The organism is Actinomyces sp. Z5, from assembly GCF_003287795.1.
Lineage (GTDB): Bacteria > Actinomycetota > Actinomycetes > Actinomycetales > Actinomycetaceae > Actinomyces > Actinomyces glycerinitolerans.
This window is the reverse complement of record NZ_QMIN01000049.1, coordinates 58,655-85,129: the sequence shown is the minus strand read 5'-3', so window position 1 is coordinate 85,129 and position 26,475 is coordinate 58,655. Positions and strand designations below refer to the sequence as shown.

General features: G+C 68.3%; 22 protein-coding genes. 7 read left to right on the top strand and 15 right to left on the bottom strand.

Annotated features, from left to right (window positions below):
- Positions 1 to 53: 53 nt before the first annotated feature.
- From DRB06_RS06725 to DRB06_RS06700, 5 genes are all read right to left on the bottom strand, one after another.
- Positions 54 to 3,386 carry an AAA family ATPase gene (locus tag DRB06_RS06725; protein ID WP_111819466.1) on the bottom strand — a complete coding sequence of 1,111 codons (3,333 nt, stop codon included), beginning with the start codon at positions 3,384 to 3,386 and terminating at the stop codon, positions 54 to 56.
- Positions 3,386 to 4,825 carry an exonuclease SbcCD subunit D gene (locus DRB06_RS06720; protein WP_111819465.1) on the bottom strand — a complete coding sequence of 480 codons (1,440 nt, stop codon included), beginning with the start codon at positions 4,823 to 4,825 and terminating at the stop codon, positions 3,386 to 3,388. The genes DRB06_RS06725 and DRB06_RS06720 overlap by 1 nt, the downstream gene beginning before the upstream one ends.
- 100 nt (positions 4,826 to 4,925) lie before the next feature.
- Positions 4,926 to 5,300, bottom strand: a complete 375-nt coding sequence (locus DRB06_RS06715) for an antitoxin HicB (protein WP_111819464.1) — start codon at positions 5,298 to 5,300, stop codon at positions 4,926 to 4,928.
- 426 nt (positions 5,301 to 5,726) lie between these two features.
- Positions 5,727 to 6,392 (bottom strand): DUF4276 family protein, encoded by a 666-nt coding sequence (locus DRB06_RS06705; RefSeq protein ID WP_111819463.1) that lies wholly within the window; start codon positions 6,390 to 6,392, stop codon positions 5,727 to 5,729.
- On the bottom strand, positions 6,392 to 7,531 hold the full coding sequence (locus DRB06_RS06700) for an AAA family ATPase (protein WP_111819462.1): 1,140 nt from the start codon (positions 7,529 to 7,531) through the stop codon (positions 6,392 to 6,394). The genes DRB06_RS06705 and DRB06_RS06700 overlap by 1 nt, the downstream gene beginning before the upstream one ends.
- 335 nt (positions 7,532 to 7,866) lie before the next feature.
- Between DRB06_RS06700 and DRB06_RS06695 the strand changes: the two genes are divergently transcribed.
- The gene (locus DRB06_RS06695; RefSeq protein ID WP_258522173.1) at positions 7,867 to 9,282 is read left to right on the top strand and encodes an OmpA family protein; all 1,416 of its coding nucleotides are present in this window, start codon (positions 7,867 to 7,869) and stop codon (positions 9,280 to 9,282) included.
- A 45-nt stretch (positions 9,283 to 9,327) separates the two neighbouring features.
- On the opposite strand, the gene DRB06_RS06690 is transcribed toward DRB06_RS06695, so the two are convergent.
- The 5 genes from DRB06_RS06690 to hisN all read right to left on the bottom strand — a co-directional run bounded on the left by DRB06_RS06690 (position 9,328) and on the right by hisN (position 13,767).
- Complete coding sequence (locus DRB06_RS06690) at positions 9,328 to 9,507, bottom strand: hypothetical protein (RefSeq protein WP_073327108.1); 180 nt, start codon at positions 9,505 to 9,507, stop codon at positions 9,328 to 9,330.
- A gap of 64 nt (positions 9,508 to 9,571) precedes the next feature.
- Positions 9,572 to 10,000 carry a metal-sensitive transcriptional regulator gene (locus tag DRB06_RS06685; protein WP_258522172.1) on the bottom strand — a complete coding sequence of 143 codons (429 nt, stop codon included), beginning with the start codon at positions 9,998 to 10,000 and terminating at the stop codon, positions 9,572 to 9,574.
- Positions 9,997 to 11,658: an FAD-dependent oxidoreductase gene (locus DRB06_RS06680; protein ID WP_258522178.1), complete on the bottom strand. Its 1,662-nt coding sequence runs from the start codon at positions 11,656 to 11,658 to the stop codon at positions 9,997 to 9,999. Before DRB06_RS06680 ends, DRB06_RS06685 begins: the two co-directional genes overlap by 4 nt.
- 231 nt (positions 11,659 to 11,889) lie before the next feature.
- Positions 11,890 to 12,753, bottom strand: a complete 864-nt coding sequence (locus DRB06_RS06675; protein WP_073327107.1) for an undecaprenyl-diphosphate phosphatase — start codon at positions 12,751 to 12,753, stop codon at positions 11,890 to 11,892.
- 180 nt (positions 12,754 to 12,933) lie between these two features.
- Positions 12,934 to 13,767 carry a histidinol-phosphatase gene (hisN, locus tag DRB06_RS06670; RefSeq protein WP_073327105.1) on the bottom strand — a complete coding sequence of 278 codons (834 nt, stop codon included), beginning with the start codon at positions 13,765 to 13,767 and terminating at the stop codon, positions 12,934 to 12,936.
- Positions 13,768 to 14,026: 259 nt separating this feature from the next.
- On the opposite strand from hisN, the gene DRB06_RS06665 reads away from it, so the two are divergent.
- The 3 genes from DRB06_RS06665 (at position 14,027) to DRB06_RS06655 (ending at position 20,143) form a co-directional block, all read left to right on the top strand.
- Complete coding sequence (locus DRB06_RS06665; protein ID WP_111819460.1) at positions 14,027 to 16,495, top strand: FtsX-like permease family protein; 2,469 nt, start codon at positions 14,027 to 14,029, stop codon at positions 16,493 to 16,495.
- 391 nt (positions 16,496 to 16,886) lie between these two features.
- A complete protein-coding gene (locus DRB06_RS06660; protein WP_108966675.1) occupies positions 16,887 to 17,675 on the top strand; it encodes an ABC transporter ATP-binding protein in 789 nt (262 codons plus the stop codon).
- Positions 17,675 to 20,143, top strand: a complete 2,469-nt coding sequence (locus DRB06_RS06655; RefSeq protein WP_108966677.1) for an FtsX-like permease family protein — start codon at positions 17,675 to 17,677, stop codon at positions 20,141 to 20,143. Before DRB06_RS06660 ends, DRB06_RS06655 begins: the two co-directional genes overlap by 1 nt.
- Positions 20,144 to 20,150: 7 nt before the next feature.
- On the opposite strand, the gene DRB06_RS06650 is transcribed toward DRB06_RS06655, so the two are convergent.
- Positions 20,151 to 20,831, bottom strand: coding sequence for a response regulator transcription factor (locus tag DRB06_RS06650; protein WP_258522171.1), 681 nt, complete (start codon positions 20,829 to 20,831; stop codon positions 20,151 to 20,153).
- A gap of 47 nt (positions 20,832 to 20,878) precedes the next feature.
- Between DRB06_RS06650 and DRB06_RS06645 the strand changes: the two genes are divergently transcribed.
- Positions 20,879 to 22,060: a sensor histidine kinase gene (locus tag DRB06_RS06645; RefSeq protein ID WP_108966679.1), complete on the top strand. Its 1,182-nt coding sequence runs from the start codon at positions 20,879 to 20,881 to the stop codon at positions 22,058 to 22,060.
- Positions 22,061 to 22,089: 29 nt separating this feature from the next.
- Here DRB06_RS06645 and DRB06_RS16360 read toward each other — a convergent pair whose 3' ends face one another.
- The 4 genes from DRB06_RS16360 to DRB06_RS06630 all read right to left on the bottom strand — a co-directional run bounded on the left by DRB06_RS16360 (position 22,090) and on the right by DRB06_RS06630 (position 25,377).
- Positions 22,090 to 22,296, bottom strand: coding sequence for a BsuBI/PstI family type II restriction endonuclease (locus DRB06_RS16360; RefSeq protein WP_108966681.1), 207 nt, complete (start codon positions 22,294 to 22,296; stop codon positions 22,090 to 22,092).
- Positions 22,214 to 22,588: a hypothetical protein gene (locus DRB06_RS16945; protein ID WP_108966683.1), complete on the bottom strand. Its 375-nt coding sequence runs from the start codon at positions 22,586 to 22,588 to the stop codon at positions 22,214 to 22,216. Before DRB06_RS16945 ends, DRB06_RS16360 begins: the two co-directional genes overlap by 83 nt.
- A 21-nt stretch (positions 22,589 to 22,609) precedes the next feature.
- Positions 22,610 to 23,785: an Eco57I restriction-modification methylase domain-containing protein gene (locus DRB06_RS06635; RefSeq protein WP_181575215.1), complete on the bottom strand. Its 1,176-nt coding sequence runs from the start codon at positions 23,783 to 23,785 to the stop codon at positions 22,610 to 22,612.
- 224 nt (positions 23,786 to 24,009) lie between these two features.
- Positions 24,010 to 25,377 (bottom strand): MFS transporter, encoded by a 1,368-nt coding sequence (locus DRB06_RS06630; protein ID WP_111819458.1) that lies wholly within the window; start codon positions 25,375 to 25,377, stop codon positions 24,010 to 24,012.
- A gap of 174 nt (positions 25,378 to 25,551) precedes the next feature.
- Here DRB06_RS06630 and DRB06_RS06625 point away from each other — a divergent pair, with 174 nt between their 5' ends.
- Positions 25,552 to 26,199 (top strand): bifunctional 4-hydroxy-2-oxoglutarate aldolase/2-dehydro-3-deoxy-phosphogluconate aldolase, encoded by a 648-nt coding sequence (locus DRB06_RS06625; protein WP_073327091.1) that lies wholly within the window; start codon positions 25,552 to 25,554, stop codon positions 26,197 to 26,199.
- The coding region (locus tag DRB06_RS06620) for an AAA family ATPase (protein ID WP_146750825.1) at positions 26,196 to 26,475 on the top strand (280 nt) is incomplete at its 3' end. The genes DRB06_RS06625 and DRB06_RS06620, both read left to right, overlap by 4 nt.

The following is a 26,475-nucleotide window of genomic DNA, read 5'->3' as shown; positions in this document are numbered from 1 at the left end:
GCATCGCACCCATGGCCCGGGGCGTCAACCCGCGGGCGTCGCCCGGCGTCCGGCTAGGAGGCGATCGTGCGCAGCGTGGAACCGGTCGGCGAGCGGGTGACCTCAATGCGGTCGGCCACCTGCCGACGCAGTTCCTCCACGTGGGACACGATCCCGACCGTGCGTCCACCGGCCTGAAGCCGCCCGAGTTCGGCGAGTACGGCCTGCAGCGTCTCGGGATCCAGTGAGCCGAAGCCCTCGTCGATGAACAAGGTATCCATCGACACCCCGCCGGACTCGGCCGTGACCACGTCCGCCAGGGCGAGGGCCAGCGACAGGGACACGTAGAACGTCTCCCCGCCGGACAGCGTCTTGGGATCGCGCACACCCGAGTCGGAGAACCGGTCCACCACACCAAGTCCCAGGCCCCGGTCCTTGCGGCGCGCAGAGCCGGCCTCGTCGGCGACCCGGACGAGCGCGTAGCGGCCCGCAGACATCTGGTCCAGCCTGTCGTTGGCGAAGGCGAGTACGTCGCTGAATCGCTCCAGCAGCACCCAGGTGGATAGCGGGGTCGCGGCGTCGTTGGAGCCGGTGGCCAGGGCGGCTACCTCCAGCAGGGCGGCGGAGTCCTCCATGGCGGTGGTGAGCGTATCGGCGGCGTCGGCGAGTCCGGCGGCCGCGTCCCGAACCCGGGCGAGGAACGCACGCGCCTGCTCCCGCGCCTGCAGCGCCGCCTCGTAGGCGGCATCGGCGGCGGCCAGCCGCTCCTGGGCACCGTCGACGTCGGCGATCTCCTCCCCCGTGAGGGAGGCGATCGCCTCGTCCTCGGTCAGTGCCTGCCGGACCCGTTCGCGCCGCGCCGTCGCCTCGTTGACCTGTGCCTCCAGGGCCGCCAGATCGGGGCCGGGCAGGGTGGCCGTCGCGGCCTGCTCGGCGGACACGAACCCGGCCTGCGCCACGACGTCGGCCAGCTCGCCGCGTTCCTGAACGACGGTGCGGGCGGTGTCTCCGGCCGTGGTGAGCAGGCCGGCCAGCTCGGCGGCGGCGTCGGCGGCGCCGGCCAGGGAACGCATACGTGCGGCCACGGACTCGTGCTCTCCGCGGGCGTTGCGGCACCGTTCCCGATCCTGGGTGAGGGCGGCGGCCCCCGCCTCCAGGCGGGCACGGTCCTCCGCCAGGCGGCTGCGCCGCTGATCGAGGCCTTCGCGCAGCTGGTTGGTCACTTCGGTGAACTCCGCCAGCTCGGCCTCCAGCTGGGCCAGCGGCGCGGCGGTCCGCTCTGCGGCCTCGAGTTGGGCTGCGGCGGTCTCCAGGGACTGGGTGAGGTCGGCCACGGAGTCCTCGCCGGCCTGCGCCCGCGCGGCGGCCTGCTCGGTGACCAGGGCGTCGTGTTCCCGGGTGCGGGCGGCCAGGGCGGCATCCGCCTGCTGCTGCGCCGCCTCCGCATCCTCAACCTGGGTGCGAGAGACCGCGGACTCCCCGGGCGTGGCGGGAGAGGGGTGCTCGGTGGATCCGCACAGGGGACAGGGCCGCCCGTCGACGAGCTCGGTGGCCAGCGAGCCGGCGGTGGTGGTGATCCAGGCGCTGCGCCGCTGCGCAACCAGGCCCGCCGCGGTCAGCGCCTCGGCGGCGGCCTGCTGCACGGCGTCGCGGGCCGCGGCGATGCGAGGCTCCAGGGCCTCGGCCCGCTGGGCGGCCTGTAAACGCTCCCGGCAGGCGTCCCGCGTCACGCGCGCCTGCGCCAGCCCGGCCTGTGCCTCCCGGGCGGCGGTCAGGCGCTCGACCAGCTCGGCCTGCAGCCCGGGGCGCTGGGCCAACTGTGCGGCGGCGCGCTCCACCTCGGCCGCGGTGGCGGTCAGCCGCTCCTGTTCCGCCTGCGCCGCCTGCGCCCGGGCGGGCAGGCCCGCCTCCACCTCGACGACGGCGCTGAGCGCTCCGGCGCGCGTGCGCAGGCTCTGACCGCGCTCGGTGAGCGCCGCCGCGGCCGCAGTCACGGCCGCCAGGGCGGGCTCGACCTCGGGGGTGGGAACGGTCTGGTGCGCGTCGGAATCGGCCGTCGGCTCGGCCGCGGTGCCGGTGCCGACCGCCTCGGTCGAGAGCAGTGCAGCGAGCCCGTCCAGGGCCGCGCGGGCCGGGACCGCCTCGGCGGCGGTTACGGCGCGTGCGCTATCGGAATCGGCGTCGGCGGCCTCCGCGGGGGCGGCGTCGGCGAGGGTCTGTGCGGCCCGGCTGCGGGCGGCCTCGGCTGTACGTGCGGCGTCCCGTGCCCGGGCCAGTGCGCGGGCGACCGGCCCGGCGCGGCGGGCGGCATCCAGGCGGGCGGCGGCGTCGGCGTCCTGCGAGGCGGTGGCGTCGAGCTGCTGCTGCTCGCTCAGCAGCCGGGCACGGCGGATCAGGCGCTCCTGCAGCGCTCGCGCGGCGTCGAGGGTGGCCGACGCCTCCTTCCGGGCGGCGTCGGCCACCTGCAGGGCCTGTTCGGCGGGAGTGGCCGCGGCCTGGGCGGCCCCCACGGCCTCCTCGCCGAAGGCGATGATGGCGGCGGCATCCGGTGCGGCGGCGGTGACGAGGGCCTCCAGGCGGGCGGCGGGCGAGGAGTACGGCCCCGGCTCGATGACGTCGTCGGGCCACGCGGGCTCGTCGGCGGGGACGCCGGTTGATGCCCCGACGCCGGGAGCGGCAGACGCGTCATCCGTCGGCGCATCGGTGACCGGTGGCGGGGTAACGGGCGCGGACAGTAACGGGGCCAGGACGTCGGCGCGGGTGCGCAGGGCCTGCCGGGCCGCCTCCGTCTGCCGCTCTACGTTGCGTCTGCGGGCGCGTAGCTCCTCCTGCATGGCGTCGAAGATGCCGGTGCCGAACACGTCGCGCAGCAGTTCGTGGCGCTGATCGGAGGTTGCTCGTAGGAACCGGGCGAACTTCCCCTGGGGCAGGATCACCGTCTGGGTGAACTGCTCCCGGTCCAGGCCCACGATCCGCCGGATCTCCTTACCCGCCTCGTCGACGCGGGTGATCGGTTCATCCACGGTTGCCCCAGCGGGAGCCGACATCCGCCACAGCTTCACCGTGGCGTTCTGCTTGGTGGTGCCGCTGCCGCGCTGCTTGGGCCGCATGTACTCCGGCGTGCGCAGGACGCGATAGACGCCGGCGGAGGTGGAGAAGACCAGGTCCACCGTGCTGCGGACGGCGGGGTCTACAAGGGTGGAGCGGATGCGCTGCTTGGAGGAGCCGTCAGAGTCGGCCACCTGCCCGTACAGGGCGAACACGATCGCGTCGATGATGGTGGTCTTGCCCGAGCCGGTCGGCCCGGTCAGCAGGAAGCGGCCGGACGCGGCGAAGCGGTCGAAGTCGATGGTCTCCGTGCCGCGGAACGGGCCTACGCCGGTGATGGTCAGTCGGTGCAGTCGCATCAGCGCTCCTCCTTACTGCTGGTCTGGCGGCGGGCGGCGTCGTAGACCTCGGACATGATGGCGTGCTGGGCGGGGCTCGGAGCATCCCCGAGCATCTCGGCCAGGAAGCGGTCGGCCACCTCCACCGGGTCGGAGGCGCGGCTGATCGTGATGGTTTCGCGCTGCTCGCGTTCGGGGCGGGTGTGGGAGAAGGCCAACAGGTTGGGAAAGCGATCCTTGAGCTGCGCCATGGTGCCCGACGGCATGGGCCCGGTGAGTTCCACCCGTACCCAGTCGGTGGCATGTGCGGCGTTGGCGGGGGCGACCAGTTCCTCGAGCGTGCCGCGCAGCGTGGTCGGCCGGTACGGAGTGGGCGTGGGGATGCGCTCCAGGCGAGTGACGCCGGAGGCGTCCAGTTCCAGCAGCACGGAGGACTTGGCGGCGTCGGCCTCCGGGAAGGAGAAGGGCAGCGGGCTGCCGGAGTAGACCAGGCGCGGGTGGGAGGCGTCCGTGCCGGCCGCCTCAGCGACGGCCTGCGCGCCGTCGGCCCCGCGGTCCCGGGCGGGGCCGTGCAGTTCCTGGGGGCGGTGCAGGTGTCCGAGGGCCACGTAGTCGAGTCCGCCGGAGGCGCCCGCCAGCGGTGAGCCTCCGAGCGTGGTGAACACGCCGGCCGGGACGGAGTCCACTCCGCCCACGCGGATATCCCGTTCGGAGTCGGGACTGGCCTGAGCGCCGACGACGAAGGCATGCGCCATGGTCAGCGCCGGCACCCTGGCCGCGTCGTCGGCTCGGCGGGAGGCGAGATCGCGGGCCACCAGCCGCAAAGCCCCGGAGACCACCGCCTCGTGGCTGCGCGGCAGAAGGCCGGAGCCGGCCTGGGAGGGCGAGTCGGCGCGGGTGGGGGAGTCGACGTCGCTGGCGCTCGCGGGGGACTCGCCGTCGGCGGGTGAGGGCACGGCGAGGTCGGCCGGAGCCGCATCATTGCCCTGCACGCCCGAGCCCTCTCCCTCCCCGAGGCGCTCGGCGAGCAGCCGGGGCAGGGATATGCGGGCGGCGTCGGGGTCCAGGTAGGGCAGGGCGTAGACGTACAGGCCGGGGCGGCCGGCGGCGTCGGGGATGATGACGGGCCGGTCGACGTCGGCCACGCGCACGCGCAGGTCCAGCCCCTCGCGCAGCAGGGCGGCGGCGAAGCCGAGCCGCTGGGCGGAGTCGTGGTTGCCGGGGGTAAGCACCACGCGGGTGCGGTCGGCCAGGCGGCACAGGGTGTCATCGAGCAGTCGGACGGCGGCGGTGGGCGGGATGGCGCGGTCGTACACGTCACCGGAGATGACGACCGCGTCCACCTGCTCGGAGTCCACCAGTTCGATCAGATGGTCGGCGAAGGTGGCCTGGGCGTCGTCGAGCACCCGGCCGTGGAAGGTGCGCCCGAGGTGCCAGTCGGAGGTGTGGAGGATCCGCATGCCCGCAGCCTCTCACAGAGCTCCGACACGAATTCGAGGTGCTTAGCGGGCGGCGTTCAGGGGACTGCTGCCCAGCGGTCAGCGGGCGAGCGCGTGACGGTCAGCCTGTGGCAGTGAGCTGGGAGACCCGGCCTCGGGAGATGCCCATGATGGCAGCGGTGTCGGAGACGGACAGTCCTTCGGCGCGCAGGGCTAGGGCGGCCTCGCGCCAGGCAGTGGCGGCCTCTTCTTGCAGCGCTTTGGCGCGGGCGGAGGCCTCTTTGGCCGCGCGAACCTGCGCTAGGGAGTCGACTTCGGGGACGATGTCGATCTCCCAACTGGAGTGGTCGGTGGTTTCGTCGACGGTATCGAGGTAATCGATGACCTGCTGGCGTGCCCGGTCGAGGTGGGCTACCTGGGTGTGGTGGTCGTCGTCGAGCTCGAGCTCCCAGCCTCCCGACCAGCGGGTCGCAGTCACCGTAAGGCTTCGGTTCATGTCCTGCTCCTTTCAATCGCCCGTAGCGCGTCGCGAGTGACTTTCGGTGAGACCTCAGGGGTGCGGGTGATCACGACGGTCACTGAGCCGCAGCGCCAGACTTCGTGATCGCCTTTACCTCGGCGTGCCGTGAAGCCTGCCTTGACAAGCATGCGCGCCAGGTCCCGGTACCTCATTGGCTTCGTCATCGAAGTTTACCGCCGGTAATCGCGCCGCGTCTAGGTGGGCTAAACGGGCTGGCCTGGGCGTCGTCGAGCACCCGGCCGTGGAAGGTGCGCCCGAGGTGCCAGTCGGAGGTGTGGAGGATCCGCATGCCCGCAGCCTCTCACAGAGCTCCGACACGAATTCGAGGTGCTTAACGGGCGGCATGCAGTGGACGTATGGCATGTGGTCAGCGAGTGCGCGGCACACACCGTCGACGGCGGCTCAGGATGGCGCGTCCTCGAGAAGGCTCTTCCACCAGGCCGCGAAGGTGGGGCACTGCCTCAGAAGTTCTTCCGCACCCGCCAACTCTGCAAGCTCCCGGCCATGTTGCACTTTGCGGTATTCGGGACAGACCCGGAGGATACGCTTGGACGGGCTCGTGTCCGGCCCGTTGTTGACCTCCTCTGGGCCTCCGCTTGCCTCGACGTCTTTGATGAGTTGCTTCAGCGCCTTTGCTGAGAAGGCTCCCGTCGAATGACCGGCGGAGATGGATGCGAGTGCCAGTGCCTCGATCTCATGCTTAACGACGAGTGGGTGGAACCTGGGGTCCTCGAAGTGGTCTCGAAGGGCCTGTTCCAAAGACAGCCGGTACGACTCCCCTTTGCCGTTGGAAACGTAACCGGGTGCATTGCGCGGGTAGCCGTAGAAGTCTATCAGCAGGCCGACACTGCTAAGATGGGTGCCTTTAAGTAAGTTACGCAGGCTGTGATCATAGTTTCCCCAGGTGCCGCCGCCCCGGTTGGGTCCTTTGGGCGTTTGGGATGTAGTGACGGGAATCGGGTAAACGTACACCGAACGAGACTTCGCCATGGGGGCGAAAACGCTCTCCAAGATGTCTTTCTCGGTTTGTCCTTCAACGAGCACCATGACTTGTCTGGGAGCTGTCATCAGATAACCTCGATCGGCTGCTCGTGGAAGGACGGATGGCCTGTGAGCAGGTTCATCTCCCACAGGGCTCCTACCGAGTACTCCTCGAGAAAACCTGCGAGGTGTTCAGGGTCGGGACGCGTGGCGACCGTGGTGCCGTCGACCCGGTTCAGCACCAGTACTTCACCGATTTCGAAGTGCGACAGCAAGGGCACCGACTGGGTGGCTACCAGGACGCGATGCCCAATCCTGCCTGCGGCGTGGATCATCTCCGCGAGCAGCGTGATCGCTGCAGGGTGCAGGCCGAGCTCGGGCTCGTCCAGAACTACGGTCGAGGGAAGATCTGGGCCCAGCAGTAGAGTCGCCAGGCACACGAACCGCAGGGTGCCGTCGCTCATCTCGCGGGAGGAGAAGACGCGGTCGAGCCCACGCTGTCGCCAGCGTAGTCGGAGCCGCTCGTTCTGGTTCGGCTCCAGCACGAAGTCCTCAAAGAATGGCGCCGCGGAGCGTACGGTCGAGACGATCTGCTCGTAGCGGTGGGGGTGATTCTCGCGAGTCTTGAGCAGGAATGGGCCAATGTTTGAGGCGTCGGAGTGAAGCGCAAGATCATCTGCGATATTGCTGTACTGGCGCACAGGGGCGTTGGGGGATACGTCGTCGAAATGGAATACGCGACATCCGGAGACGATCGGCGCGACGTAATAGGCAATAGCACGTTTACCCTGTCTCTCGCGCGGGGCGGTCTTACCTCTTCCATGCAGGTCGCTTCGGGATATCCTCTCCCAGAAGGGGCGATCGCGCGATGGCTGTTGGAACAGGAGATCCTCTGTGACGCGGGGAGCGTCCTCGTCGTCAAGCGCGAGCGCTACGCGGTAGCCGTTGACGGGACGCCCCGGGGCAGCTGCGCCGAAAATCGAGATGCGCGCGGCGCCGTCCTCGTCGCGGAGGGATGGCGCAAGCCCGCCGCGGTCCGTGAGATAGTTCTGGAACGTGTCATCCCAGACGCGGGAGACGAGCTCAAGGGCGCTGACCAGGTTGGACTTGCCGGACCCATTGGCACCAATGAGGACGGTGACGTCACTCGTCAACTCCAGGTCGAGGTCGCGAATCGAGCGGTACCCCTGGATGACGATACGTCCGAGCGACTCCTGGGCTGCCATGCTACCAGGCTACCGCGTAACTGCTTCGGGTGGCGTGCCCAGCCGGGCGAGGCACCTGACCGCCTGCGGCCATGACCGCTTCAGAGATGTTACCCTCCAGACACATTTGTTATGTTGTCGACGTCCGTGGAAGGTAAGTCATGCCCGTCCCTGTCCGACCCGCGCCATTGTTGTCTCGCAGAGGTGCGCTTGTTCTCCCCGTCGTCGGGGGACTGGGCGTATTGGCCGCCTGCTCCGGCTCGCCGAGTTCCGCCCCCACTAGTTCCGGTGACCCTACGGCCACGGACAGCCCGGCTTCGACGCCGACCGCACCCGCCACCACCTCGCTGCAACGAGTGACCGACGTGCTCGAGGGCAACACCCTCGATGTGGAGGTCGGCCCGCTGGTGCGCGTTGATGAGTCGTCGTCGATCCTGCTCATACACGTAGAACGTCCCGAGGACGATCCCAACCAGGACACCTACTGCTCCCCGGGCTTCACCTGGGTCGGCAACTACCTTGACGAGGACAACGGCACCCAGCCGCTGCGAATCATCGATTCCGAGAACAGTCGCGTGTGGATCCCTACGCACACTGACTTCTCAAGCGACTCAGTGAAACCGGGGGGATCGTTGGACCTTCGAATCGCCTTCGGCGGCATCGACGCCGACATCTCCACGGTAACCGTGCTGCTGTCCACGACCGGTTTCTTCCAGGTGCCGGTCGTGAACCTGGATGCGGCGCCCGACTTGGACGCCCAGACGATCCTGGCGGAGGCCGAGCCGAATTCTGTGTTCGCCGCACCCATCCCGCTGGAGCGCTACACGGAGGCCGTTGACGGCTCTGGCAGCGGACTGAGTACCGACAAGGACGTCACCGTGACCATCTCCGGGGATGTCACCTTTGAGGTCGACTCCTCCGATCTGACCGGCGAGGCGGACGCGCTGCTGAGCGACACGGCCGACACGATCGCCGGCTACCCCGACGGCGGGAACCTGACGATCACCGGGCACACCGATGACGTCAACGACGACGACTACAACCAGGGCCTGTCCGAGCGGCGCGCTCAGGCCGTCTCCGACCGCCTGGGGGAGTTGACCGATCTGTCCGCCTGGGAGGTGACTGTTGCGGGCAAGGGGGAGAAAGAGCCACGAGTGCAGGGCACGGACGACGCCGCTCGCGCCGCCAATCGGCGCGTGGAGATCGTCATCACGCCCACCGGCGGCACTACGAGCACTTTGAACGCACCGGCGGCCACGTCCTCGGTGCCCGAGCCGGAGGGCCCCAGCGCGCCCGGCCCCGATGGCGTGACCATCCCCGATCCCGACGGCGGGAGCAGCAGTCTCACCATCACCCTGGAGCAGGTCACCAGACGCGGTGGTCTGCTGTTCGGGGAGTTGGTGCTGACCGGAAGCGGGGAAGGTGACGGGCCGTCTCCCAAACAAGTGTTGATTGATGAGTCCGGCTGGGGAACGAACAACGCCCGCGGCGAATCGGGCGGGGTGAGCAGCTACGCCGCGGCCAGCGGTGTCACGCTGCTCTCCGGTGGCAGTTATGTGTTCCCCGTCGATTACCTGCCCCCGGACAGGGAGTCCCATCGCCCCTTGGCGGAGCTCAACGTCGTCGGCTCATTGAAAGAGGGGCAGGTTATGCGCGTGTGCATCGCCTGGCCCGATACCGGTGAGGACACCGTCATCGTGGACCGTCCGGCCGACGCGGACGTGAATCCGCTGCCCTGGCGCCTGACGGACGTGCCCGTCATTGATGGATAGACGAAAGGTCTGTCGGTAATCGGAATGATCCGCCTCGCCAGAGGTCTAACCACGCCCGAAGAGCCCCCGCAGGAAGCTCGACGGCGTGGCGGGCGCGGCGGGCTTGTCGTCGTGGCCCTGGCAGCGCTGCGACTTGGGCACGCCTGCCAGCGCCTGCTCAATGTGCTGCCCGCAGCCGGCCCAGGTGGGCTTGCCACACCGCTTGCATGTCACCTTGCGACACATGATGTTCTCCTCTGGTTGTGGTGATCGGGTGATGAAAAAAGGGGGGATCGCGCCCGGGTGGCGCTCAGACCAGGGACAGGAAGATCTTCTCCAGCTCGTCCATGGTCAGCGCCCCCGGCCGGGAAGCCCCGTCCGACGAGGCCCCGGTCCCGTCGGTCTCGCCGACGCCGTCCCCACCGTCCCGCTCGGCCGACGCCGTCCGCTCGCCGTCGGCGCAGGCTTGCATGGCGGTGGCGACGATGACGAAACCGGCCCGGTTCAGCGCGTGCGTCACCGCCGACAGCTGTGTGACGATCTCCTTGCAGGAGGCCTCGCGCTCGGCGGCGTCGATGACGGCGTCCAGCTGGCCGCGCGCCCGCTTGAGCCGGTTGACGATGCGGCGCTTCGTCTCCGGATCGCACTCGAATCCCGGGGCCGCCGTCGCCTCAGCGCCTGCCGTCGGCGCGGCGGCACCTCGAGTTGCGGCATCTTGAGCCTTGGCCACGGCGATCACGCCCCCACCAGGTAGGAGTCGGCGTCGTCCCCCAGCCAGGCGCGCAGAGTGATCATGCCGCCGGTGAGAACCGAGGATTTCAGCCCATTACCCGCCAGGATCCGGTGGGCGATATTCGCCCGCACCCCCACCTGGCAGATCACGCCGATGGGGCGTCCCGCGGCGGCCTGCCGCACCTCCTCGATGCGGGCGCGCAGCTCGGTGTGCGGAATGTTGAGGGCGCCCGGCACCATGCCGCGGGCGACCTCGGCCCTCGTGCGCACGTCCAGCAGCAGGTGGGTCTGGCGGACCCGCTCCAGGTCGCGCACATCCCACACCTCCACGGTTCCGTTCAGGACGTTCGCCCCCAGCATTCCGGCCAGGTTCACCGGGTCCTTCGCCTGTCCGAAGGGTGGGGCGTAGGCCAGGTCCAGGTCGATCAGGTCCGCAACGCCCAGCCCGGCGCGGATGGCCGTGGCCAGCACGTCGATGCGCTTGTCGACGCCGTCGCGGCCCACGCACTGGGCGCCGAGAATCCGCCCGTCCGGTGCGAAGCTGACCGACAGGTGCAACTGCGATGCCCCCGGGAAATAGCCGGCATGCTGGTTGGGGTGCAGGTGGATGGTCGTGCACTCGATCCCGGCGGCGTCCAACGCGGCGCGGTTCGCGCCGGTCATCGCCGCCGTCATACCCCCGACGCGCACGATGGCCGTGCCCAGGGGTGCGGGGATCGGGCGGGCGTGGTCGGGATCCATGATGAAGTCGGCCACCAGCCGCCCCGCCCGGTTCGCCGGGCCTGCCAGGGGGACAGGACGCCGCGCCCCGGTCACCGGATCGGTGGACATGGTGGCGTCGCCGACGGCGTACACGTGCGGCAGGTTCGTGCGGCCGTGCTCGTCGACGATGATCGCCCCGCGCTCCAGCTCCAGCCCGGAGGAGGTGAAGGCGTCGGTGTCCGGGCGCACCCCCGTGGCCAGGACAATCAGGTCGGCCCGCACGCGCGTACCGTCGGCCAGGCGGACCTCGTCGGCGTCGGCGCCGTGGGTGATGGACTCGGCGGCGGTTCCCGTGCGGACGTCGACGCCGAGCCCGCGCAGCTCCTGGGTGATCGGGTAGGCGTGCTCCCGCTCCAGCGGCGGCAGCACGTGCTCCGCGTACTCGACGATGGTGGTGGCAATACCGCGCCTGGCCAGCACCTCGGCCGCCTCAACGCCAATGAAGCCCGCGCCCAGGACGACGGCGGACCGGGCGCCCGCGTCCGCCCACTCCCGCAGACGGGCGGCGTCCTCAACACTGCGCAGGGTGGCCACGCGCGGCGAGTCGAGCCCGTCGACGGGCGGGCGCGTGGCCTGTGCGCCGGGGGAGAGCACCAGGGCGTCGTAGCTGAGGCGCTGGACGCCGTCGGCGGTTCGCACGATCACCTCCTGCGCCTCGGGGTCGATGCCGACCACGTCGTGTCCGGTGCGCACATCCAGGTTCAGCCAGGCGCGCAGCCGCTCGGGGGTCTGCACCAGCAGGTCGGCCTGGTCCTCGATCTCGCCGCCCACGTAGTAGGGCAGGCCGCAGTTGGCGAAGGAGACGTGCCGCCCGCGGTCCAGGACGATGATCTCGGCCTCCTCGCTCAGACGGCGCGCGCGGGCGGCGCAGCTCATGCCCCCGGCGACGCCGCCGACGATCACCAGCCGGCGGGGCCGTACGGAGCCGGAGGAGGAGAGCGCGGCTGCGCCGTCGTCGGGGCGCGAAGCAGCGGCCGGGGAGGAAACAGTTGGGGTCAACGTCGTGCCTTTCGCGTCGTCGTGCCGTGGTGCAGCATTCGGTACCCATTCCGGGCGACCACCTGCGCGCGACAATACCCCAGGGGGTATTAACGGCGCCTGCCTCGCCGGTGTGACTTCTACCGCCACCCGACGTCAGGCGGCGATGGTGCCGCTGGCCACCAGCACGATGATCAGCAGACCCAGCAGCACGCGGTAGATGAGGAAGCCGGTGAACTTGTTGGAGGAGACGAAGCGGAGCAGCCAGGCGATCGTCGCGTAGGCCACCAGGCCGGACACGATCGTGGCGATCGCCGTTGCCCCCCAGCCGACCGTCGCGGAGATGTCCCCGGCGGCGGTGACCGCCTCCAGGGCGCCGGCGGCCAGCAGCGCCGGGATGCCCATGAAGAAGGACAGCCGCGTGGCGGTGACCCGGTCGAAGCGCAGGAACAGTCCCGCGGAGATGGTGGCGCCCGAGCGGGAGATACCCGGGAACACGGGCGCCAGCGCCTGAAAGCCGCCGATGATCAGGGCGTCCTTGAGGGACACCTCGCGCATGCCCTTGCCCGAAGAGGTGTGGGCGGCTCCGGTCGGCCCGTCGCTGCGCCGGTCGGCCAGCCACATGACACCCGACCACAGGATCAGTGCCCCCGCGATAACCCACAGGGAGCGGGCGGTCACCTCGATGAAGTCCTTGAACAACAGGCCCACCACGGCCACCGGGATCGAGCCGAGGATGATGCCCCAGCCGAGCGTGTAGTCGGGGTCGGTGCGCGCCTCGGCGTCGGCCAAGCCCTTGAACCAGGCGGTCACAATGCGCACGATGTCGCTCCAGAAGTAGACGACGGCGGCCAGGATGGCGCCCACCTGGATGACGGCGGTGAAGGCGGTCATGCCCACGGAGTCGATGTCGTAGTGCAGTAGCTTCTCAACGATGTTCAGGTGCCCGGTGGAGGACACGGGCAGGAACTCGGTGATGCCCTCGACGATGCCGAGGATGACGGCGTGCAGCCAGTTCATGAGGCTCCCAGCGATCGGGTGCGGTGTTTCCTGAGAGGCTACCGGGCATGGCCCGTCCCGTGCGCATCCGCGCGTGTGGAACCGGCCTCAGCACGACCGGGCCAGGCCCCACGCTCCGCCGCCCGACGACGGCGCCCCGGTACGCGTCGGACCGCGGCCCGCCCGGCGTCGTCGCCCGGGTCAGTCGGTCTCGGCCGACAGGCGCTCCAGGACCGCCTCATGCAGCAGGGTGTTGGTGGCGACGGCGCTGCCGCCCCAGGGGCCCGGCTCGCCGGACAGGGAGGTGAAGCGGCCGCCCGCCTCCTCCACGATCGGCACCAGGGCGCCCATGTCGTACAGTTCCAGTTCCGGCTCGGCGGCCAGATCCACCGCGCCCTCGGCCAGGAGCATGTAGGACCAGAAGTCCCCGTAGGCGCGGGTGCGCCAGCAGGCCTGCATCAGCGACAGCATGCCGCGCAGCCGCCGCCGCTCGGCCCAGCCGGACAGCGAGGAGTAGGACAGGGAGGCGTCCTCCAGGCTCGCCACGCTGGATACGTGCAGGCGGCGGGCCGAGGCCAGGGAACGGCCGGTCCAGGCGCCGCCGCCCCGCACCGCCCACCAGCGCCGCCCGAGCGCGGGCGCGGAGGCCAGGCCGACGACGACCTCGCCGTCCTCGACCAGGCTGATGAGCGTGGCCCACACGGGCACGCCCCGCACGAAATTCTTGGTCCCGTCGATCGGGTCGATCACCCACTGGCGGGGGGAGTGGCCGGTGGTGCCGAACTCCTCTCCGAGCACGGAGTCGCGGGTGCGGGCGCGGGCCAGGTAGTCACGGATCAGGCGCTCGGTCTCACGGTCAGCCGCGGTCACGGGGGTCAGGTCGGGTTTGGTCTCCACCTCGAAGTCCTGGGCGTCGAAGTGCGCCTGAGTGAGCGGATCCACCTGGTCGGCGATGGTGTGTGCCAGGTGCAGGTCGTCGCGCCAACGGCGCTCCGCTGCGGGGGACGTGGGGGAGGAACCGGCATTGCTGCTCATGGCACGAGGGTAGACGGATGTCGCGCGCTTCCGGCTCCGACGGGGCCGAAGGACACCCGATTACCGTGGCGGACGGGGCGCGGACTCCTACCGCAGGAGGAGCATGCGCGGGCCGAAGGTCGTAGGCGGCGGTGAGGCTTTGGTACCGCAGGACCCCGAAAAGATCCGTCGAAGTGAGGTTTCGGGTCCTGCGGGCGGTTCGTAGCGTGAGTCTCAGCCGTCCGGATGCGGTCGGAACCCAAGCGAAGGAGCCCCACCCATGCCCGCCATGCTCGACCTGCGCCGCACCCTGGCCGCCCTGGTGGCGGTGGCCATGAGTGCGGCCCTGATCGTCTTCAGTTTCATCATCTCCGACACGGCCACCACCCAGATGACCGCCGCCGCCCGCGCCAGCCTGGGGGACGCCGACGTCGTCATCCTGCCCGAGCAGGGCGGAGAACTGTCCGAGGAGGCCGCCTCCACTATTTCCGCGGCGGATGGCGTGGCCGGCGTGCGCAGCTACACGGAGGGAACCATCTGGATCGACCGCATGGGCAGCGGCGGCGGCACCGAGTTCACCTACGTGCTGGACGTGCCGTCCCTGTCCGGCGGCACCCGCCTGGTCGAGGGGCGCCTGCCGCAGAAGGAGGGAGAAATTGCGGTCTCGCCCTCGGTCGCTGAGCAGGACGTCGCGGTTGGCAGTGCCATGGCGCTCAAGGAAGACCCGGTTGCCGCCCCCACCACCGCGGCCGTGGTGGGTGTGATCGCCCCCGGCCCGGAGACCACCCGTTGGAACACCAGTGAGCAGTACATCTTCGCCACCGCCGACGAACGAGCCGCCCTGGGGCTGTCGACGGCCCCGGCGGCCCTCTACGCGAGCGCCACCGCGGGTACGAGCACGCAGGACCTCATGGACTCCGTCTCACAGGCCCTCGACGCGGCCGGCCTGGACGCGAGCGTCTACTCCGCCTCAGACATCGTGATGATGCGCGCGTCGAACATGGGTGACATGAACTCCACCACGCAGATGCTGTTGCAGCTGCTCGGCCCGGTGTGCGCGGTGGTGGCCGGGATCGTGATTGCCACGACCTTCTCCACCCTGGTGGCGCGGCAGGCCCGGCAGACCGGGCTGCTGCGCTGTATCGGCGCGGGCCGTGCCCAGGTGTTCGGTTCGGTGCTGCGCAGCGCCCTGGCCACCGGCCTGGCGGGCTCGGTGGTGGGCACTATCCTGGGCGTGGAGCTGGCCGCCCTGTTGACCCGCTCCGGGCTGGTGGACGGCCTGGAAGCGCGCTATCTCACCGTCAACCGGCAGACGATAGTGCTGGCGGTGGTGCTCAGCACCGCGGTGACGCTGGTGGCGGTGGTGCGCCCGGCCCGGCAGGCGACCCGCGTATCCCCGCTGGTGGCCCTGACCGGGCAGGTGGCCGACGAGCGCTCGCTCAGCCGTCGTCGGATGCGGACCGCCGCGGCCGGGGTGGTGGTGGCCCTGATCGGTCTGGGCATCACCTGGCTGAGTATGTGGGCGCAGGTGGTTGTCTACACGGCCGTGGGCGCGGTGCTCCTGGTGCTGGGCGTGCTGGCGGGGCTGCCGCTGCTCGTCGTCGGCGGTGCCCGACTGGTGGAATGGCTCGGTGGCGGTGCCCGTCGGCCCGTGCTGCAGTTGGCCGCCCGCAACCTGGCACGCAACCCGGGGCGCGCCGCCGCCACCACCGCCTCCCTGCTGGTCACGGTCACGGTCGGAGCCACACTCCTGTCCGGCATTGCCAGCGTCAACGCCTCCATGAGCGCCCTGCTCGGCGCCAGCGCGCCGGTCGACATCCGGGTGGACGGGATCGTCGCCGCCGACGACGCCGCGGCGCTGGCCACCCGGGCCAAGAGTGCCGACGGCGTGGAACAGGCGGCGGTGGTTCCGGTACTGGACGTGGGCATCACCCCGAGCGCCTACGAGGCCGACGAGATCACCGTGTCCGCGGTGGACCCGGCCGCGGCCGCCCCGGTTCTGCGTTCCGACAAGGGCCTGGAGGGCCTCGACGACGACACCCTGGTCCTCTCCCGCGAGTACCGCCTGGAGGAGGGGACGGCCGTCACTCTCACCGGCACCGGGGGCAGCAGGGAGCTGACCGTGCATCTGGCCGAGTCCGGCGTCGGGCCGGTAGTGACCCCGGCCGTCGCCGCCGAGCTGTCCGGAGGCGAGGTCACGGCCGCATCCCTGTGGGTGCGCACCGTCGGGGACGGCACCGACACGAGCGTGGTCGACGCGGTGCGCGACGCGCTGCAGCGGCCGGACCTGGTGGTCAGCACCTCCGCCACCGAGCGCGTGAGCTTCAACAACGAGGTCAACCGCATTGTCACCATCATTGTGGCGGTGCTGGCCTTCACCCTGCTGATCACCCTGTCCGGGCTGGCCAACACCACCGACGTGAGCGTGCTGGAGCGCTTCCGGGAGATCGGGGTGCTGCGCGCCACCGGGGTGCAGCGCGGCCAGGTGCGGCGACTGTTCATCACCGAGGCAGTGCTCACCTCCCTGCTGGGCGGGCTGCTCGGGGCGGTCATGGGGACGGTGTTCGGCATGGCGGCCGTGGTCGCCGTATTCGGGCTCGACGCCGCGGACAGCCTGGTGCTGCAGGTGCCCTGGGTGGGGATCGCCGGAATTCTGCTGGCCGCCGCGGCCATCGGCGTGCTCGCGGCGCTGCGTCCCGCCGGCCGTGCCGCCGCCGTCGCCCCGGTGAGCGCGCTGGCGCAGGAGTAGCGCTCGGCCCGGCCTCGCCAATGCATTTGACTGCGCCACCCGCACCGAGCGGGTGGCGCAGTCACGTTGTTTCGGTCAGCGCCGACTCGACGTGGAAGACTCGCTTATGCCGGTTCCGGAGCATCATTCTGGGTTGGCCCACTCGTTTTAGTCCCTACTGCGGGCCGCGGCTCGTACAGAATATGCCGAAGTCAGGGATTACCCCGAGTCGGTGTGACCGTGGTCTCGTCCTGGAGGGTGAGACAGGGGTGGTGCGGAGGTAGTAGACGGGGCTGGAACTTTCGTCCGCGGGCAGTCAAAAGTTCCGACTTTCAGCGGATTTCCAACGGATTCTTGGGATTCTAGCGTTGATCGCGTCAGCCAAAGCAATCCGTTACGGAGGAACCCCCCGATGTCCGTCCCCACCGAATCCACATACCTGGGCCTGTCCGGCGCCGACCCCGCCGCGCCGCGGGTGGTTGAGGCCAGGATGCTCACCAAGATCTACGGCACCGGCGGCGCGCAGGTCACCGCTCTGGACCAGGTCTCCCTGGCCGTCAGCCGGGGCCAGTTCGTCGCCGTCATGGGACCCTCCGGATCGGGCAAGTCCACCCTGCTGCACTGCCTGGCCGGCCTGGACACCCCGAACTCCGGCAGCGTCTTCATCGCCGGGAAGGACCTGGCCCGGATGAACGACCGGCAGCTGACGGCGGTGCGCCGCGACCAGCTCGGCTTCGTTTTCCAGGCCTTCAACCTGCTGCCGCAACTGACCGCGGAGGAGAACATCCTGCTGCCGCTGCGGCTCGCTCACCGCAAGCCCGAGCGGGACTGGTACAACGCCGTCATCGACTCCCTGGGGATCGGAGACCGGCTGAGCCACCGGCCCAGCGAGCTGTCCGGCGGCCAGCAGCAGCGCGTGGCGGTGGCCCGCGCCCTGGTGGGGCGGCCGGAGGTCATCTTCGCCGATGAGCCCACCGGGGCCCTGGACACCGCGTCGGCCGCCTCCCTGCTGGAGACGCTGGCCCGCATGTGCCAGGCCCTGGGGCAGACGGTGGTCATGGTCACCCATGACCAGAACGCGGCCGGGGCCACCAACCGGATCGTCCGGCTGCGGGACGGACGGATCGTCGGCGACGACGTGCTCGCCCGCCCCGCCGGCCAGCACGCCGCGCCGGCGGCCGCCATGCAGGGGGCGCGCTGATGCCCGCCATGCTTGACCTGCGCCGCACCGTGGCCGCCCTGGTGGCGGTCGCCATGAGCGCGGCGCTCATAGCCTTCGCTTTTTTCGTGTCCGACTCGTTCGCTGCCCAGATGCGTAGCAACGCCGAGCTTTCCGTCGGTGACGCCGACGTGGTGGTGAACACCGGACGCCGTGCTGACGGCGGGAAGGGCCTTGACGACACGCTGGTCTTCCGGCTTGAGAGCCTCGATGGCGTGGAGTCTGCCCGTGGCGAGCACTGGGACGTGATCCAACTCGATCTGCCGGCGGGCGACACCGCGGTGGTGACGCGGGACGTGCCCACTCTCAATGGGCATACGTTGTTGACCGCCGGTCGGTTGCCCGACGCCGTCAATGAGGTAGCGATTAGTACACGGTTGGCACAGACACAGAGTCTCGGCGTGGGCGACACGGTTCGACTCAAGAACGACTACGACGGCGACGTACACACTAGCCCCACTGTCGTCGGTATTGTCTCGCCGGGAGCCGAGGCAGGGGCGCTAGACGAAGGCACACAGGGAACCGTGTACGCCGTGCCGGAGCAGCTGGCCGCCATGGGAGCGGACACGTCTTACTACAACATTTACGTGACTGCGCAGGTCGGTGCTGACGCTAGTGCGGTTCTGGACGAGGTCCGGCAGGCGGCACAATCGTTCCGATCCGGGGTAGTTGTCCTAGGCGCCGATGAAGCCATTGCGCAGCGGGCCGCCTCATCCACCGTCGGCGGGACCTTAATCACAACGATCCTGAATCTGTTGGCACCCATGTGCGCGGTGGTGGCGGCGATTGTCATCGCCACCACCTTCACCACCCTGATTGCCCGCCAGACTCGCACAATCGGACTCCTGCGCTGCATTGGTGCCTCCCGCCCCCAGGTAACGCGTTCCGTACTGCGCACTGCCGCACTTACTGGGCTGACCGGCTCCTGCCTGGGAGCGGTAATCGGAGTCGGCGCGGCGGCAGGGATCATCCGCTCGGGGATCATCAGCGGCCTGAGCACCGACCAGCTCACGATCACGCCACGGGGCCTCGTAGCCACGATCCTGCTGGGCACGCTCGTCACCATCATTGCGGTGCTCCGGCCCGCCCGCCGGGCCTCCCGCGTCTCCCCACTCATTGCGGTCACCGGACTGACAGTGACGCCGCAGCGGTACGGTCACGGGCGGGCATGGGCGGCAGCGGGCGGCGGCCTGCTGGTAGTAGGCGGCGCCGCGGTCCTCATCTTCGGAGCGAGCACACAGAGCTTCTACGTCATGGTCGGTGGCGCCGTGCTGATAGCGCTGGGCATTCTGCTCGCCCTGCCGTTCCTGGCCGGGGTGTTGGTGACCCTCGTGGAACGAATCGGCTCCGACAGTAGGTACCCGACCCTCCATCTGGCGGCACGCAACTTGAGCCGCAACAGGGGGCGCTCCACCGCTACTACCGCCACCTTGTTCCTGTGCATGTTGGTCGGCTCCGCGGTGCTCGTGGCCTTCTTCTCCGTCAACGACTCCTACCAGCGAATCCAGGCGGAGAACTCACCGATTGACATCACGATCTTCGGGGTGGAACCGGATACCGATAGGGAAGCGCTGACCACAACGGTTGAGGCGGTCGACGGCGTAGAAGACACGGTTTTTGTCCCCGGAATGAACGTGGACGTGACCGTCGGAGGACAGACTCAATCGATCGACATCTCGTTCTTCGAGCCCGCGGAGGTCGCCGGCGTCTCCCGCTCCACGTCCAACATGGCTGACCTCGAAGACGACGTCTTGGTCGTCAACGACTACCAAGGAATCCCAGACGGCGCTCAGGTGACGCTGACCGGTCCGGCTGGCAGTGTCGAGCTAACCGCTCGCCACAACAATGCGTGGTGGACTCCGGCCATTACCCCCGCCACTGCGGAGCGCCTGAACGGAGGCGCGTCCACCGAAGCGGTCATGTGGGTGCGCACCACCGGCGACGGCTCCTCCAAGACCATCGAGGACGCGGTCAGCCAGGCCATCCGCGGCCAGAACCTCATGGCTCAGGGCAGCTCCGAGAACCGCGACGAGTTCACGGCACTTCTCCAGCGCACCGAGCTCACCATCGGCCTGGTCATGGTCGCCGCCCTCGTGATCTGTCTGTCCGGCATGGCCAACACCACCGATGTCTCCGTCCTGGAGCGGATCCGCGAGATCGGGCTGCTACGGGCAACCGGTTCCGACCGGTCCGGAATACGTCAACTCATCGTCACCGAGGCGGTGCTGCTGGCACTGATCGGCGGCGTCCTGGGTATCCTCGCCGGGGCGCTGGTCGGAGCGGTCGGATCGCTTGCCGCCATGGGCAACGTCGGCCTCCGCGTGAGCCTGCCTTGGCTCCCGCTGCTCGGCCTACTGGCGATCACAACGCTGATCGGAATCGGGGCGTCCCTGAGGCCTGCCGGTCGTGCTGCCGCTATACCGCCGGTCATAGCTCTCGCGCAGGAGTGAGAGTATGTCAGGAGGGCAAGCTGCCGGCCTTATTCGCGGCGACGACGAGGCGGAGCCGGGAATTCACCCCGTACTTATGCATCAGGCTGGACACGTGTCGCTTCACGGTGCTCTCCGCGACAGCCAGCATATCCGCGATTTCCGCGTTGGACATGCCATCGCACAACAGGGTGAGCACTTCCTGCTCGGCCGTGGTGATGCCGGGCGCTCGGTCCGGCATCACCGGGCGCAGGTGCTTGGCGACCAATTTGGATGCCGCATCCGGCGATAGAGGAGTCCCGCCGTCGTAAGCGGCGAAGACGGCGCGGACCACGTCATCCGGTTCGGCGCTCTTGAGGAGGAATCCGTTCGCGTGTCGGCCGAGTGCATCCATCATGACCGTGTCGTCATCCAGACCGGTGAGAACCACGACGGCCGTGCTCGGAGACTCCTGTTTCAATCGCGACAGCAGCTCCAGGCCGTCTAATCCGGGCATGGCCACATCGGTGAGGACGACGTCGGCGTGGGTTCCCCGTAGAAAGGGAAGCGCGTCGGCTGCGGAGGCGAAGGCGCCGAGGACCTGTATTCGCGGGGACTTGCTGAGGTAGGCCTGCAGAGCACGCAGTACGTAGGCTTCGTCGTCGACCACGACTACCCGAATCGGTTCGACGTCGGCCTTCTCACCGGGACGGATATCAGAGGTTGGCACGCCGCTAAGCTTAGGTCGGAAATCGTCCTCGCTGAACGTTCCTCACCATGCTGCACTTCCTCCCTCGATCCTCTCCTGTTGCCGGCCATGACGAGCCCGGCGCATGGCATCCCACGCTGCGCACCCACCTGCTACACGTGGGCATGGCGGGCTTCTTTTTCACCTTCGCGTTCTTCTTCACGTCACTCCCGAGAGAACCGGTGGCGATCAGCCTTACTGCGCTGGCCGCCCTTGCCCTGCCTCTGACCTCGGTCGCTCCGGTGGTCGGTACCGCAATGAGCATAGTGGTTACCTGGGTTGCAGAATCTGTCCCGCAGGATACGGGGCTCTTGGCCTCCACGGCCGCGTGGGGTGTGGTCGCTATGCTGCTCGCACGTGGCCTTCCCCGGTGGACGGTTTACTCGCTTGCCTGCATCATCACGTTGCCGGTGTTGTTACTGCCCGCTGTCTACGAGCCCTTGTGGGCTGCGTTCGTGTGGCCGGTCACCATGGGCGTTCCCAGCCTGGTGCTGGGGGAGATGCTCCGTCAGCAGCGTGATCAGGCTCGCCGTGACGCCCGGCGCAGGCGTGATGCCCGGCTTCGACAGCGCAGGCTTGTGGCCTCGGAACTGCATGACACGGTTGCGCGCGACCTCACCTACGCGGTGATGGCGGGCGAGCAGCTAAAGATCGCCCACGCCGGTGACGAGCAACTGAGCCGGGAACTCGACTCAATCATCGAGCCGGTGCGCGCTGCGGTAGCGCAGTTGCGACGCGGCCTACAGAGCGTGACCACAGACGACGGCGACGCTGACCTATTTCGTATGACCTCGAGGCCGCCGCGGCCGATTGATCAGACCTTAGCGGATGCGCGTCGTGCGCTCGCCGATCGCGGGGCCTCGCTGGAGGTCGACGGCGTGCAACTGCTAGCCGAAGAGCTCTTCACCCCAGGCACGCACCAGCAGGTGCTACGAGTCGTCGGCGAACTCGTTGACAACGCCGCCAAGCACACAGCCGCCGATGGATTGGCCAGAGTAGCGATAGATATCGATGACGGTGTTCTCGACTGCATGGTCACCAACGCGGTCGATGCGACGCAGAATTCGGACGGCGCATTGTCCTCCGGCCTGGGGCTGGCAGACGCGCGGCGTCGCGTGGAGACCCTCGGCGGTGAGTTTGTCGTAAACCGGGGCAAGGCACGGTGGACGGTGACCTTCAGCGTCCCTGTTCGAGCTACAGCCACTGGGTGACAGGGGGACAGCTGATGAGATCGCCCACATCAATGGTGGTACGGCCCCAAGAACTTCTCCCCGTTCAGGTGGATCATGTGTGTGGGCTCTGACGCCAGCCAGACCTCCGTCTCCCAGGCCATGTCGGGGAGGAATCTGCGCATGACCGAGCGATCAGGGAAGCAGGACACACATACGAGGTCGGCGGTCGATCGTGAAAACAGGCTGGACAGCTCGCTGTAGCGAATGTGGTCCACGGGCCCGTGGGTTGAGCTCCTCCATGACCATCGCCTTGATGAGGACGTTCTGTCCGCCTGCCTTCAACGTGAAAGTATCCCCCTCGGGCGTGGTCACGGGGATACGGGCTAGATCGCGGGCAGCTTGGTACTTGGCGGCGAGACTGCCCGCCTCAACGACGTACTCCTCAATAGCGGGGCCGAAGTCGGGGGTTCCGTAGAGCCGGATCGTCAGCAAGGCCTCCGGATTCAGCCGGTAGTTGTTCTTCGACGAGTTGGTCGCCCGCGAAGGGTCGTCGTCGTTGCGGAGTATTGCCTGCCTCCTGGACGGTGCTCATGCGGCCTCCATGCGTGTCATGCCCATTACCCTGCGGATGGCCTCTTCAGGATCATGCGTGCTCTCGCCGAGTCGGCGCAGCTGGTCCAGGCTGGGGAACCGCATCTGCCGCAGATCACCGGCGTTGACCTGGGTATGGCCGGAGAAGACTCGGAAGTAATCGTCAACCGGTTTCGAGTTCAGCCAGACCGCTAAGCCGACAGCAACCTCGGGGTCCAGCCCGTGCCCAGCGCAGTGGATGTAGTTCAACTTGTTGTCGAACGCTGGCTGCCTGCCGTCGTCGGACCACACGGCGGCGACCAGGCGCCGTTTCTCCTCCTTCGCGGAGAAGCGTTTGACCAGAACATATGTGCCTGCCGGGACCAGGAACTTCGTGCGCACCGGTTCGGTCGCACGGAACCACTGCGGTTTCCTCACGCTATCGCGGGGATGCACTACTCGCTGCCGGGTGATATTGGCCGGGTACACCATCGGTACGGCACCGTCGGACGGCTCGTATGCCAAGTATTCACGGGATCGGAAGTCCACCACGCGTCCGGTTGAAACCGTCATGCCGAGGTCGGCAAGCGTGTATCTGGCGCAGTTCATCCACTTGACCGCCTCGGCATCCTGTGAGGATGCGGGAACGAACACGAAGTCATTCGTGACTACCTGAGCTGCCGATACATGTCGCGTCACGGGCGCGTCATGGTGATCCACGGATGAGGAGAGACGAATCGTGTCCGGCTGTGGACCGTTTATGGCAGACACAATGATCGTCTCCTGAAGTACTCCCAGGTCGCCGAATACCTCGGAACGCGACTGGAAGGTGTGGATGGCGTCGATCCCAAACGATGCCAGCAGAGTGCGACGGAAGTGGCTGAAGTAGGTGCCGTTCATCCACGAGCGCGGTGTGATGGAGACCTGCTGTCCGCCGGCGTCCAGCAGGAGTGCGCCAAGCGCCATGAAACCAGCGTAGATATTGGGAACGGCTATGCCTGCGCTGCGAAGATCGGAATCCAGCGTCGAGCGAGAGCGGATCTTGTGGTATGGCGGATTCTGAATCACCAGGTCGAAGTGCTCATCCGTGTGCAGCGCCCACTGCACGAAGTCGCTCTTGACCAACGACGTGCGTACGCCCGACTCGGCAGCACAGAAGGCTCCCCAGTGCCGCCTGGCGCCGGTTCGCGGCACGCTCCAGAAGATTCATGCCAGCCAGCGTACCGGTCCGGTGCGACGCGAACTTGCTGACTAATAATCGTCGGTGCGGAGAACTGCATCCGGACGCTCGGCCAAGTCGAGCGGGTCCTTGAATGAGCCTGCTGCTGCACCGACACGGGTGAGGGGAGCCGGGCTGGTGGTGGCTCGGCTCCCCTCGGTGGTTCGGGATCATGAATCAAACGGATTAGCGCAAGCGTTCAGGCCCTCTTCTCGCCCTCGACCACCTCGCGGTCATCCATCGCAACGGTGGCGCGCGGCGTCTTCGAGCCGGTCTCGGGGATCGTGAAGTAGATCAGCAGGCAGATCAACACGATGACGCTCATGTAGATCGGGATCCAATTCGGGTGGCCGGCGTTGATGAACGCGGTGGCGATGAGCGGCGCGGTGCCGCCCAGGGTCGCGATGACGAACTGGTGCGCCACCCCGATGCCGGAGACACGCAGCGAGGCCGGGAAGAGCTCCGCCTGGATCGTCGGGTAGACAGCCTGCCAAATACCCAGGACGACCCATCCGCTGGCGGCAACGGCGACGTAGACGCCGAATCCGGGATATTTGAGAGCCATCATCAGGGGGTAGAAGAGGAGAACCATGCCGATGGTGCCGATGATCGGGAAGATTAGGCGCCGCCCGATGCGATCGGAGAGCCAACCGCAGAAGGGCACGACCATGACGAGAATGCACAGGCCAATCACCGAGCCGGCAAGAGTCGAAGTCTTATCGCGGCCGGAGGTGAGTTCCGCGTAGGTGGGCAGGAAGGTCGCCCAGGTGTAGTAGGCGACGGCGGGAGCCGATAGGGCGGCGGTCTGGAGCAGCTGCTTGGGGTAGTGGCGCAGGAGATAGCCGACGCGCCCCTTCGAAGACTTCTTGTTGGTCTTCGACTGCGCCTCGTATTCAGGGCTCTCGTCGGAGTGAGTACGCAGAAGAAGCCCGAAGATGCCGAGGATGCCACCGAAGATGAAGGGAACGCGCCAGCCCCATGCGTCAAGAGTCTCGGGAGAAAAGGCCGCAGTCGACAGGGCGGCCGCGCCGGTGGCGGCGAGAGTCGCCAGGCCGGAAGCCGTGTTCGAGAAGGAGCCGTACAGGCCGCGGCGGTTGGCCGGAGCATGCTCGACCATGAAGGAGATCGCCGACTGGGCCTCGCCACCGGCGGAAATGCCCTGCATGACACGGGCGATGACGAACAGGATCGGGGCGGCGACGCCGATGGTCTCATAGCCGGGCGTCAGGCCGATGATCAGCGCACCGAGGGCCATGCCCGACACCGACAGCGTCAGGACGATCCGGCGACCGAAGCGGTCCGCGAGGGGCGAGATGATGAATCCGGACATCGGTCGGATGATGAAGCCGATCGCGTAGGTCAGGAAGGCGGCCAAGAGGGAGGCGAGTCGGGAATCGCTGGGGAAGATGTGCGGGGCGAAGATGGCCGCCATCAACCCGTAGACGTACCAGTCGTACCACTCGACGAAGTGGCCGACCGTTCCGGCAATGAGGTTGATGGTGTGGGGCCGAGCCGATGCCTGAGCGGTAGGCGTCGGCTCAGCGACCGCAGGTGGGTTCGTCGACATTGAGAGCTCCTGGTGGATGTGGGGCAGCGGCATTCGGAGAGGGCAGCGGTGCACGACCCGAACGCAAGGCGATTGCGCCTTGCCGCTATGAGACCGATTGCTGAGATCGGTTGCAATGAGCGTACGCATCGTGCCATGATCTTGTCAACCACATCACCACCACGGAGGACAAAGATGTTCAAGAAGCTCGCTACCCTCAACACGATCCACGACTCGGGCGCAGTGCTCATCGTGCGCCTGCCGGAACTCGACAGTGCGGAGCGGGTCTGCCACGCCGCCATCAAGGGCGGGTTCCACGCGCTTGAAATCCCCCTGACCGTGCCGGGGGCCATCGGACTGATCAACCGCCTGTCTGAGCAGTACGGCGCGGATGGAGTCGTCGTCGGAGCCGGAACGGTCCTTGATGGTTACGCCGCGTACGACGCGATCTCCCACGGAGCCTCGTTCCTCGTGAGCCCGCAGCTCAACCCTGAGATGATCCGAGTCGCCAACCGCTACCAGATCCCGACCATCAGTGGGGCCTTCACTCCGACGGAGGTTGTCAACGCGGTCGAGGCCGGAGCGGACGTCGTCAAGATCTTCCCCACGGAGAACAACGGGATCCCCTTCGCCAAGGCCCTCCTCGCCCCGCTCGGCCAGGTCGCCGTTCTTCCGGCCGGCGGCGTCACGGCCGACAACGTTAAGGACTGGTTCGACCTGGGGGTACTCGCCGTCGGCGTGGGCTCCGCAGTCACCAAGGCCTGGCAGCATGACGGCGACTTCACCCGAGTCACCGACGCGGCCCGTACCTTCATGGCAGCTGTCGAGGCGGTCGATCGGTGAGCACGCCCACTGTCTACATCATCATCGGCACGGCGGGCTCAGGTAAGTCATTGCGGGCCCGGCGAATCGCCCACCACCTGCACGCCGCCTATCTGGACAAGGACGCGATGAGCGGCCGCTTTGTGGAAGCGGGACTGGTCGCTGCCGGCTACGAGGCCGGAGATCGGGAGTCGAATGACTACTACACCACGACGCTGCTGCCCCTCGAGTACGACTCCCTGCTCGACGTCGCCGGCCAGAACCTGCGCCTGGGCAACTCGGTCGTCCTCGATGCCC

Excerpts from the sequence above, each read along its gene's own strand:
- hisN (WP_073327105.1), bottom strand. The coding sequence starts at position 13,767 with ATGAGCAGCAATGCCGGTTCCTCCCCCACGTCCCCCGCAGCGGAGCGC.
- DRB06_RS06655 (WP_108966677.1), top strand. The coding sequence starts at position 17,675 with ATGCCCGCCATGCTTGACCTGCGCCGCACCGTGGCCGCCCTGGTGGCG.
- DRB06_RS06675 (WP_073327107.1), bottom strand. The coding sequence starts at position 12,753 with ATGAACTGGCTGCACGCCGTCATCCTCGGCATCGTCGAGGGCATCACC.
- DRB06_RS06705 (WP_111819463.1), bottom strand. The coding sequence starts at position 6,392 with ATGACAGCTCCCAGACAAGTCATGGTGCTCGTTGAAGGACAAACCGAG.
- DRB06_RS06630 (WP_111819458.1), bottom strand. The coding sequence starts at position 25,377 with ATGTCGACGAACCCACCTGCGGTCGCTGAGCCGACGCCTACCGCTCAG.
- DRB06_RS06720 (WP_111819465.1), bottom strand. The coding sequence starts at position 4,825 with ATGCGGATCCTCCACACCTCCGACTGGCACCTCGGGCGCACCTTCCAC.
- DRB06_RS06715 (WP_111819464.1), bottom strand. The coding sequence starts at position 5,300 with ATGAACCGAAGCCTTACGGTGACTGCGACCCGCTGGTCGGGAGGCTGG.
- DRB06_RS06665 (WP_111819460.1), top strand. The coding sequence starts at position 14,027 with ATGCCCGCCATGCTCGACCTGCGCCGCACCCTGGCCGCCCTGGTGGCG.
- DRB06_RS06625 (WP_073327091.1), top strand. The coding sequence starts at position 25,552 with ATGTTCAAGAAGCTCGCTACCCTCAACACGATCCACGACTCGGGCGCA.
- DRB06_RS06645 (WP_108966679.1), top strand. The coding sequence starts at position 20,879 with ATGCTGCACTTCCTCCCTCGATCCTCTCCTGTTGCCGGCCATGACGAG.
- DRB06_RS06660 (WP_108966675.1), top strand. The coding sequence starts at position 16,887 with ATGTCCGTCCCCACCGAATCCACATACCTGGGCCTGTCCGGCGCCGAC.
- DRB06_RS06690 (WP_073327108.1), bottom strand. The coding sequence starts at position 9,507 with ATGTGTCGCAAGGTGACATGCAAGCGGTGTGGCAAGCCCACCTGGGCC.
- DRB06_RS06725 (WP_111819466.1), bottom strand. The coding sequence starts at position 3,386 with ATGCGACTGCACCGACTGACCATCACCGGCGTAGGCCCGTTCCGCGGC.
- DRB06_RS06700 (WP_111819462.1), bottom strand. The coding sequence starts at position 7,531 with ATGGCAGCCCAGGAGTCGCTCGGACGTATCGTCATCCAGGGGTACCGC.